Below are 2199 nucleotides of genomic sequence, written 5' to 3'. Positions count from 1 at the left end.
GCAACGTTCGTACTACGAGGAACTACTCACCGCCGGTGTGCACATCTACATGTACAAAGCACCGTACATCCTGCACGCCAAGCATTTCACGATCGACGAAGACGTGGCCGTGATCGGCTCAAGCAACATGGACATGCGCTCCTTCAGCCTCAATATGGAGGTGTCGCTCATGGTGCGTGGCCGGTCGTTTGTGCAGGACCTGCGAAAGATGGAAGACGGCTATCGGGCCAACAGCACCGAACTCACCCTGGAGACGTGGCTCAAACAGCCGCTGCGCTCCACCGTGCTCGACAACCTGGCCCGCCTGACGTCCGCAGTTCAGTAGCGGGTAGACGGGCCGCCCTCAATCCGTGTCGCGGGCGCTGGCCTCCGCCGCGGCTGCTGCAAGCGCGGCTTCCCTCTCCTCCGCAGGGCCGTCGGCCGGGGTGCTGTCGGTCGGGGTGCTGTCGGCCTCCGGACGCATCAGCAGCTCGAGCAGCAGGATGACCACCACGCTGATGATCACCGTCCAGCCGATCACCGCGGGAGTCAGCGGCCGTACGAAGACGATGACCGCGGCAGCCACCACGACGACAGCCACCCGCACAACATGGCGTGCGCCGAAGAGCCAGATGCCGAACCGGCCAGTGGTCACGCCACCGCGTTCGGCGGCCGTTCGGGCCAGCGTGGCACCGTGCACGGTCACGCTCCTCAGGTTGCGGCCACCCGTGAAGGGGCCCGCAAGGTAGGCCACCACGGCGACACCGAATCCGACAAGGCCCACCGAGAGAGCGGTGCTGAACAGATACGGCGTGACGGCGTCATAGAACGCCTGTGCCGCACCGATCGGAAGATACGTGGGGGACACCGTGTTCACGAAGATGATGCGCCCGATAGTGAGCCCGCCAGCGAGGACGGCCATCATGAGGGCGAGGAAGCTGCCGGCGAAGACCAGTGTGCGGGCCCGTCGCCGGGCCGCGAGCACACCGGCTGCGAGGAACGCGACGGCGACAATCGGGAGCCAGATGCCGAGGGTGTTGAGAACCTCGTAGCCCGTGCGGGCCTGCACGAGCGCATCGGACTGCGCCACCTGAATGGTGCGGTCGATGGTGGGGATATTCTGCGCGATGGTGAGTCCCTGGGCGACCAGCTGCGTCTTCACGGCGGCGATGATCGGACCGATCTGCACCCCCAGCTCACCGTTCGGGCCGATGACGACCGCCCCCGAGGTGTCGCCCTGCAGCGCGGCGATCAGCTGGGTGTGGCTCACGCGCAGGGTTTGCGCCCAGACGTCGGCGAAGGCCTGTGACGTGATGACCTGCTGCGTCGTGCTGCGAATCAGCGATTCCACACCCTGCACGGCCGGCTCTTTGAACAATTGAAGGGCCGAGGCCGCGGCGGGCGGCAGATCGAGGGTCGCGAGTCCGGTGAAGAGGTCGCCGACGAGCGCATTGACATCGAGGCGCTGGTCGATTTGCGTCACGATGTCGTCTACCAGCAGCGCTTGTACGGCCGGTTCGGAGGCGAGGGGCGCGAACGTGGAGACGAAGCGTTCGGTGTCAGTGACCTCGGTCTTGGTCCAGGCCGCGATGACGGCCGTGGGGGCCAGCAGAATACCCACGGCCACGAGGAGTGCGGCAACGAACGCGCGGCCCCGGTGATGCTCGCGACGTGTCACCGCCACCGGGGCGGCTGCGGCACGAACGGCGGCAGCGGCAACCTGCTCGCGCAACCGTTCGTTCTCGGCCGAGAGCCGGGCGATCTCGCGCGCGGCGTTCTCGGCTGTCGCGTCGCCGGGCTCTATCCCATCGGTTGATTGCTCCATGGACTCCACCTTCCACTCGGTAATTGCTGACACTATGGCCCCGGATGAGGGCCCGCGCCAGCCCTGCGAGCGGGGCTGCGGCATCCATTGTTCATACTTCCGTCACGCCTACGGCGAACAAAGCCGTGCAACCCAGCCGGGCTGGCTACTCTCGATGTAACGGCACCAACTGCCCTGGCGCCAAGGGAGCGATCATATGTTTGAGAGATTTACCGACCGAGCTCGTCGCGTCGTCGTTTTGGCCCAGGAAGAGGCCAAGATGCTCAACCACAACTACATCGGCACGGAGCATATTCTGCTCGGTCTGATCCACGAAGGTGAAGGCGTTGCGGCCAAGGCTCTGGAGAGCCTCGGCATCTCGCTGGATGCCGTGCGCGAACAGGTGCAGGACATCA

General features: G+C 65.6%; 3 protein-coding genes. 2 read left to right on the top strand and 1 reads right to left on the bottom strand.

Annotated elements, in window-relative coordinates:
- The coding region (locus JF66_RS17445) for a phospholipase D-like domain-containing protein (protein ID WP_035880013.1) at positions 1–325 on the top strand (325 nt) is incomplete at its 5' end.
- A gap of 18 nt (positions 326–343) precedes the next feature.
- On the opposite strand, the gene JF66_RS17440 is transcribed toward JF66_RS17445, so the two are convergent.
- On the bottom strand, positions 344–1804 hold the full coding sequence (locus tag JF66_RS17440) for a hypothetical protein (RefSeq protein ID WP_051973712.1): 1461 nt from the start codon (positions 1802–1804) through the stop codon (positions 344–346).
- 196 nt (positions 1805–2000) lie between these two features.
- Here JF66_RS17440 and JF66_RS22455 point away from each other — a divergent pair.
- The coding region (locus JF66_RS22455) for a Clp protease N-terminal domain-containing protein (RefSeq protein WP_156109887.1) at positions 2001–2199 on the top strand (199 nt) is incomplete at its 3' end.

The sequence above is a fragment of the Cryobacterium sp. MLB-32 genome (assembly GCF_000738085.1).
Taxonomy (GTDB): domain Bacteria; phylum Actinomycetota; class Actinomycetes; order Actinomycetales; family Microbacteriaceae; genus Cryobacterium.
This window is presented reverse-complemented; position numbering and strand designations above follow the sequence as displayed.